This is a genomic window from Pseudoalteromonas sp. SR44-2 (assembly GCF_014163745.1).
Lineage (GTDB): Bacteria > Pseudomonadota > Gammaproteobacteria > Enterobacterales > Alteromonadaceae > Pseudoalteromonas > Pseudoalteromonas distincta.
This window is the reverse complement of record NZ_JACJDW010000007.1, coordinates 155,897-162,812: the sequence shown is the minus strand read 5'-3', so window position 1 is coordinate 162,812 and position 6,916 is coordinate 155,897. Positions and strand designations below refer to the sequence as shown.

The 6,916-nt window shown below is 37.0% G+C and carries 7 protein-coding genes; 2 read left to right on the top strand and 5 right to left on the bottom strand.

What is annotated here, in order from left to right; genetic code table 11:
• Nucleotides 1-158: 158 nt before the first annotated feature.
• A complete protein-coding gene (glnB, locus tag H5115_RS06565; protein ID WP_182673707.1) occupies nucleotides 159-497 on the bottom strand; it encodes a nitrogen regulatory protein P-II in 339 nt (112 codons plus the stop codon).
• 160 nt (nucleotides 498-657) lie between these two features.
• Between glnB and H5115_RS06560 the strand changes: the two genes are divergently transcribed.
• Nucleotides 658-1,221, top strand: coding sequence for a GspH/FimT family pseudopilin (locus H5115_RS06560; protein WP_182754379.1), 564 nt, complete (start codon nucleotides 658-660; stop codon nucleotides 1,219-1,221).
• A 79-nt stretch (nucleotides 1,222-1,300) separates the two neighbouring features.
• Nucleotides 1,301-1,831 (top strand): GspH/FimT family pseudopilin, encoded by a 531-nt coding sequence (locus H5115_RS06555; protein WP_182754376.1) that lies wholly within the window; start codon nucleotides 1,301-1,303, stop codon nucleotides 1,829-1,831.
• Nucleotides 1,832-1,837: 6 nt separating this feature from the next.
• Here H5115_RS06555 and H5115_RS06550 read toward each other — a convergent pair whose 3' ends face one another.
• Genes H5115_RS06550 through H5115_RS06535 form a run of 4 tightly spaced genes read right to left on the bottom strand, consistent with a single transcriptional unit; the run spans nucleotide 1,838 to nucleotide 6,916 of the window.
• Nucleotides 1,838-2,254: a type IV pilin protein gene (locus H5115_RS06550; RefSeq protein WP_024596576.1), complete on the bottom strand. Its 417-nt coding sequence runs from the start codon at nucleotides 2,252-2,254 to the stop codon at nucleotides 1,838-1,840.
• Nucleotides 2,255-2,263: 9 nt separating this feature from the next.
• Nucleotides 2,264-5,446 carry a pilus assembly protein gene (locus H5115_RS06545; protein WP_182754373.1) on the bottom strand — a complete coding sequence of 1,061 codons (3,183 nt, stop codon included), beginning with the start codon at nucleotides 5,444-5,446 and terminating at the stop codon, nucleotides 2,264-2,266.
• Between the two features lies 1 nt (nucleotide 5,447).
• Nucleotides 5,448-5,951, bottom strand: a complete 504-nt coding sequence (locus tag H5115_RS06540; RefSeq protein WP_024596574.1) for a hypothetical protein — start codon at nucleotides 5,949-5,951, stop codon at nucleotides 5,448-5,450.
• The gene (locus tag H5115_RS06535) at nucleotides 5,939-6,916 is read right to left on the bottom strand and encodes a PilW family protein (RefSeq protein ID WP_182696013.1); all 978 of its coding nucleotides are present in this window, start codon (nucleotides 6,914-6,916) and stop codon (nucleotides 5,939-5,941) included. The genes H5115_RS06540 and H5115_RS06535 overlap by 13 nt, the downstream gene beginning before the upstream one ends.

Genomic DNA, 6,916 nt, shown 5'->3' with positions numbered 1-6,916 from the left:
AGTATGTTCGTTAATCATAATGTGCCCTCAAACAAGATTTGAAGATCTGATCATGAAATTGAGATTTAGTTCAAAAAAATCCCCGCTAATTTCTTAGCAGGGATTTGTGTATAAGAGACAGCTTACTAAGCGCCTTTTTACTACATAGAAAAACAAGCTTAAATCGCTTCTTCATCTTCCTCTGCAGTACGAATACGTATTACACGCTCAACATCTGTGATAAATATTTTACCATCACCGATTTTTCCTGTTTGCGCCGTTTTTACAATAACTTCAATTGCACGGTCTACATCTTCATCAGTCAATACAATATCAAGTTTTACTTTAGGTAAAAAATCGACCATATACTCTGCGCCACGATATAGCTCTGTGTGACCTTTTTGACGTCCAAAGCCTTTAACTTCGCTTACCGTCATCCCCGTAATACCTACATCAGACAACGCTTCACGCACATCATCTAACTTAAAAGGTTTAATAATTGCTTCTATTTTTTTCATATTAATTACTTTTGAAAGCTCCAGTTGCCTCGATTTTAGACAATCATGGTGTTCATAGCAAACAAAGCAATTGAATTACGGTGATAAAACAACCTATCGTGGTATAATTTATTATATAAAAATAGCTATACTTAAATGACTAGCAGTAAATGAGATTAATATGAAAAACAAACAAAACGGGTTCACCCTTTTAGAACTCATGGTAACCGTTGCTATCGTTGGCATTATTGCATCAATTGCAATTTGGAATAGTAGCGATATGCTAGAAGAAAATAGAGCTGAGAACTTTTTGTTGGAATTAAAAAGAAATATTAGCTACGCCCGTGCTCAAGCTGCAAGTACGGATGAAATTGTTATCATATGCCCTGCTCCTATAAGTAAAGTTGAGATTAATCGATACTTTAAATGTCAAAGTTCATGGGGGGAGGATTCAATCATAACTCTCTTTGTAGATACCAATAATAACGGAATATATAACTGGGAAAAAGATACTATTTTACGCACCATGGAGCAGATAAATAGTATAGACAAGGTTAAATTTACTGGTGATAGTAGCCTTCGCTTTAATACTAGTGGGCGCATTACAACAAACCTAAACACCAGCGGTAACTTTGCTGGCTTTGTATACTGCCCCAATAATGACAATGAAAACAATAAAGCGCTGAATGTATCAGTATCTGGTACTGCTTTTTACCTTGGTGACACCACTGAAAAATGTGATTAAAAAACGTACAATTATATCTTGTCATATTTGTATCATTTACTAGACTGAGTTAATCATTTATTAACTCAGGTCTTCAAGGGTGAGATTATCAATATCAAAAAGTAAGGGAGTAACACTTCTCGAATTAATGGTATCTATGGCTGTTGTCAGTATTATTAGCCAATTATCTATGTGGTTTTACCCAGATTTTTTAGCTAAAAACCGCTTAGATAACCACGTAAACCTCCTACACCGAGATATAAATTATGGCCGTTTATATGCCATTGAAAATACTACTTACGTCACGCTTTGTGCACTAAAAGACAGTCAATGTACAAAAGACGAGTGGAATGGCCAAATATCACTCTTTATCGACAAAGATAAATCAACCTCGTTAGATGATGATGAACTACTCTTAAGTACTTTTGAGGAGATCCATGAAGCTGACAGTCTTAAATACCCTCGCAGCGCAATTACGTTTCGTCCTGATGGTTCTTTGAATGGTTTTCAAAATGGTACTTTTATATATTGCCCCAACAGCAATAAGGCCAACCTCGAGGGGTTGGCCTTATCAGTAAGTCAGACTGGCAGAATACGTATTAAATCAACTGATAAGTGCCAGAAGAAGTAATCTAGGCTATCGACCCCAGCAATAACCAATATCGGTGTCTCCTTTAGACCCTTTTGCACCTTTGAGACCAATATCAGTGATTGAAAGCTCTTTACAATCAGTATCTCCTTTTACAGCTCCGTCTATAGGCTTAGCTGTAATAGTGAAGGTATTACTATCAACTACGCTGATAGATAGTTCAAAGTGACCATTTTCGGTTTTACTTTGTAACCCTAAGTCAGTAAAGGATTGCGTATACTCACGATTATCTACAAAATATTGCTCCTCTTTGTTTGCAGCATCTAACAATGCTGCAGCAGCTTCAGCGCGCGAAGCACGCTTTACATATTCTGTATAATTGGGCAATGCAATTGAAGCAAGTATGCCTACAATTGCAACCGCTATCATCAGCTCAATTAAGGTAAACCCATGTTGTTTCTTCATTTAATTTCCTTAATTATTAACTTCGTCATTTTCTTCACGTTTATAGATATATGTTTGTTGAGTTTTAAAGCCAAACCCTACAGCATTGTCATTAACCAATACAACTTTACCATCAACGATTGTTAAGCCAGGACCTTTTATTTCTACAGGCTTCATTGGGTTTTCAGCATTTTCACCTTTGATACCCGGCCCAATTAGATAAAACTGACTTTCTTGTGTTACGTCAACTGTTGGGTTGTCATCACACTTACCATCTCCATTACCATCTACGCATGAAGGGCCTTCGCCAAAGTATAACTGAGGTGTATCTGGTACATCATAGCTGGTTGTAAATTTAAGGTCGTCATACACTTTAGTACCGTAATGTAAGTGAAATGCGTATAAAGAACCACCACCACCACTTAGTGAACATTGGTTTTCAGTCGATGTATCTGATGCAGGTGTGAAACTTGTAAAATAAGCAACACCTCCAACAACTGTAGCAGCAGCTAGTGATTTTTCACCCGTTCCTAACTCATATCTCCAGCCATTAAATTTAGCCAAGTCGACTTCTAAGTCAACAAAATCATCAACGTCATCTAGAGCATTACCAAATGGGTCTGAATTCATTTGCATCAAATCAGCAGGTACAATAGTATCTGGTGCATTCGTTTTATACGATTTAGTAACTGTATTTTCATCTCTGATCATAAACAGTTGATCTTTTTCATTGGTACCGGTTGGTTTTGAGCGGTTACCACTACCAATAACTATTGCATCATACGGCGTATCTAAGCGTGTTATAACGGTACTACCATCAATTGTTGTCTCGCTTACTTTACTATAAATAGTTCGTGCTACGAGTGGTTTGTAAAAAAAGCGTCGGTCTTCAGTTGCTTTATTACTGCCAAGCTCAGCTAATTTAAAGTGACTAAATTCACTAGTACTAGTGCCTGGCATATCTATACGCCAAATATCTCCACCAGTATCTGCCGCATAAATTCGGTCTATATATCCATCATAATCTGAGTCAAGCGTGGTAATATCTGCAGCAATACTATGCTTACCTTTAAAGCCATTAATATCGGGTGTTAATGCCCATACTCTTTTACCTGTTTCGGCTTCAACAATGTAAATACCTCGCCCTATATTATCTTCACTACGAATAGCTGCATCTTTATTTGTATCGTATCCAGCACCAAAAATTAATAAAGGCTTATCACCAAATGCTTTAATATAGGCTATTTGTGGCTTTGACCATGTTTGCGCAAGCTCTTTAAAATCACCTTTTCCGCCCTCTATTGGTGCGTCCCATAATTTTTTTGGTATGTTTGGGTTTGTTATATCAAGTCCGTAATAATTTTTACCACCGCGACGCATTCCTGCAAAAGCCCACACTCTATCGTCGCCACTCGCATCAATAATACCGTCGTTTAAACCATCACTATTTAAGTTTTTATTATCAAAATAAATACTAATAGGGCCATCCATACCATATACTTTCGTATCGGCCTGATTTTTACGTAGAGGTTCAATAATGTCGTATAAAGCAGACGGTATAAATGCCCAACTTTCACTTACGCTATCATCAGAATCCTTGAACATATGCAAAAAGCCTGCATTAGTTCCTATTAAAACTCGAATATCATCATTACCATAATCGATTGCGACAGGTTTAGAATGCAGAGGATCACCAAAAATATCTTGACGCTGGTCAACGTTAGACCCATCAGCATCATCATCATCAACATCAACACCCATCGCCCATTTAATATCATCGCTCGATAAGCTCAGAGGATTATTATCGACTAAATTAAGAATATCACTGACAACTGAGGTATTAAAATTTACTATTGCTCCTTGATTGTCAGTGTATAAATTACGGCTATCTGAATCTAATGTAGTTAAATGAAGGTTTACACCACCTTGTGCAACTAAGTTACCATCAGCTGGCTCCCCGCTTGGCAACCAAAATGTTTCTGCATTTTCGTCAATCAAGCCATTTTCATCAAGTGCCGATAATCCTTTTGAGTCAACAATTTGACTCCCTGATACTTTCAGCTTTTTTAGGTTTCCACGCCAACGAGCACCTGTTTCTGGGTAAAACATGGCAAAATAAACAGCATCTCGACTACGAGTTTGATCTACATTATTACTTGCAACTGAAGGTGATGAAAAACTATCATTTACTTCTCTGATTCTTGAAATCGTATTTTTTAATGCCTCTGTTAAAGCCTCTGAAGTTCGCGCCTCTAAGTACTGCCCTCCACCAACCGATGCCGCTTTCTCTAGTAAGTCAATACCGCCATCACTCATTCCTGTGCCAAAGCCAATGGTAAAAACTCTACCCGTATCTAGCACATCGCTTGTCTCAGAGTATAAATCTACTTTTGTATTATTTGTTCCATGTATTATTTTTGATAGAGCAACTAAATAGCTATTAGAATAATCACCACTCACAAAAGGGATTGAATCATTAAATAAATTATTATGTACACTTTTAATCTGATCATCACGACCATCATCGTTAGTGGGATCTCCATCAGTCATCAAAATAATATTAATTGAGTTATCGCACCTAAGAGGATCTCCTGACTCCTTTTTAAATGGTGACTTATAAGTTCCATTAGCATCAGCTGCTTTATCTCTATTGTTAATACCATAACCATAGTAAAGACTTTGCCCAGTAATATATCTATACGCCTCCCATAAGGTTTCTGTTAAGGGAGTTGCTCCACTTGCAGGCAAATCATCAATTTCATTAAGTAAGGTATTTTTGTTAGAACCAAGCCTTGCTAATACATAGCCACCTGAACTTTCTCTAAATCTCATTAAACCAAAATCAATATCATCATTATCAGTAACTAGTTGGCTAACGGCGTTTTTTGCTACTAATAATCGGCTATCTTCACAAATAGCTTGTGCATATCCATTTACAGACTTGTAACACTGCTGTGTGTAATTAAAGTAAGTCTGACTTTTAAAACAATCAGATTCATAGAACTGTCCATTTTGGTAACGACGATAACACTTGCCTCCATCTACAACATCCCAAGCCATACTTCCTGAAGTATCAAATATCATTAACACTCTTGGATTTTCGTCTGTCTCTACATCATGATTTACATAAAGTTCAATATCCTCTGCAAATACCGACATACTTATTGTTAAGCCAAGTAAAGAGGCTAACACTTTGTTTAATTTTAATTTCATATTAAATCCCCTTACTTATGCTAGCCATTTCTTGCGCTACACCTGTAACAATGGTTAGTTCATGCTTACTTTTAGAGCCATATTCTATCGTAGTGGCGACCTGTAACATATTGCACGATATACCTGCTGTAAAATTAAAGCGTCGAGGACACTCTAGGTCAAGCGCACCTTTGTTTAGATTAACCATTTTGCTTTGCATACCATCATGTGTTGCGATCACCATGCCTTCTTTATCAGAGGCTGCAATCGAAGTGACTTCATCTGGACTCAAAAAAAACTGATTATTCGCACCTTTATTTGCTTCATCAGAAATCATGCGCTGTACTTCGCCAATAAGTTCATTTTCGGCCACTTCACGCTCTTGCGCTGCATTGGTAATTTTAATATCAATACTACTACTGCTCATAAGAGTCACCGCTATACCCGTCACTGCAATTACCATTATTAGAGCAGTGATCAGTACTACACCCTGCTGCTTTTTCTGTGATTGTTTTAAATACGCCATAAATTTGATCCAACATTATTTAATCGAATAGTCGTGGTAAACACTGTGCGTCTGAAACTATCTGTGAATTTCAATTCACGCTTGTCTTCATCTTCACCTAATATATAAGTTTGGTTTTTAATTTTAACCCCAGGGTCTGGCTCCAATGCGCGTATTAATAAAAATACCTGTACTGTTAAAATACCCTTTCGATTTTCCCAATCAGTGTGCTCCATACTTTTAATACTTCGGTATGTATCTACACGATTGTCGCTGTTTGTATCGAGACCAAAAACAAACCGCATGTTTTCGACACCTTCCATAATAGTTTCTGTGGTGATATTCCCACCAACTAAGCGCTTTCTCATTAATGCAGGTACAGTTAGGTTCTTGTTATTTACTTTATATGTTTGCTCTGAAATATAATAAACATGATGGCTATACGGCCAAATAGAGGCATTAACAGAACTTCCTGTAATTTCACCTCGCTTGAATTGGGCTCTCTCTTGCTCCGCTATGAAATAGTTTTCACTCGTTTGAGTCTCACCTTCAGTTAATTGATCACCTTGTAAAAACTTTAACTGAATAATATCGGTACCTTTTACTGGACTCGTTACGCAGTTTAGTTCTTTTGAAGCATCTGCAACCTTCGCATAAATAGTTCTAAAGTTACTCGCAGTTGCCAAATCAGGAAAACTACCGTTATTTAGTCCTTCAAAACAGTCATTTAGCGGGTTTGATAATGCTTCTGTGTTTACCGAAGTAAAAGAATCATCATAATAAGTGCCCCAAAAGCCAATTTGTTCAATATCACGTTGCATTATGTTAATTGCAAGGCGTCCTGATTCTTGAAGTTCACCAATAGTCATCGTATCTTTAGTGGTTACTTTCATACCTATATAGGTAAACATAACGCCGCCTAAAATTAACCCACCAATAAATAATGAAATCATCATTTCTACAAGTGTAAAACCTTTTTGCTTCAT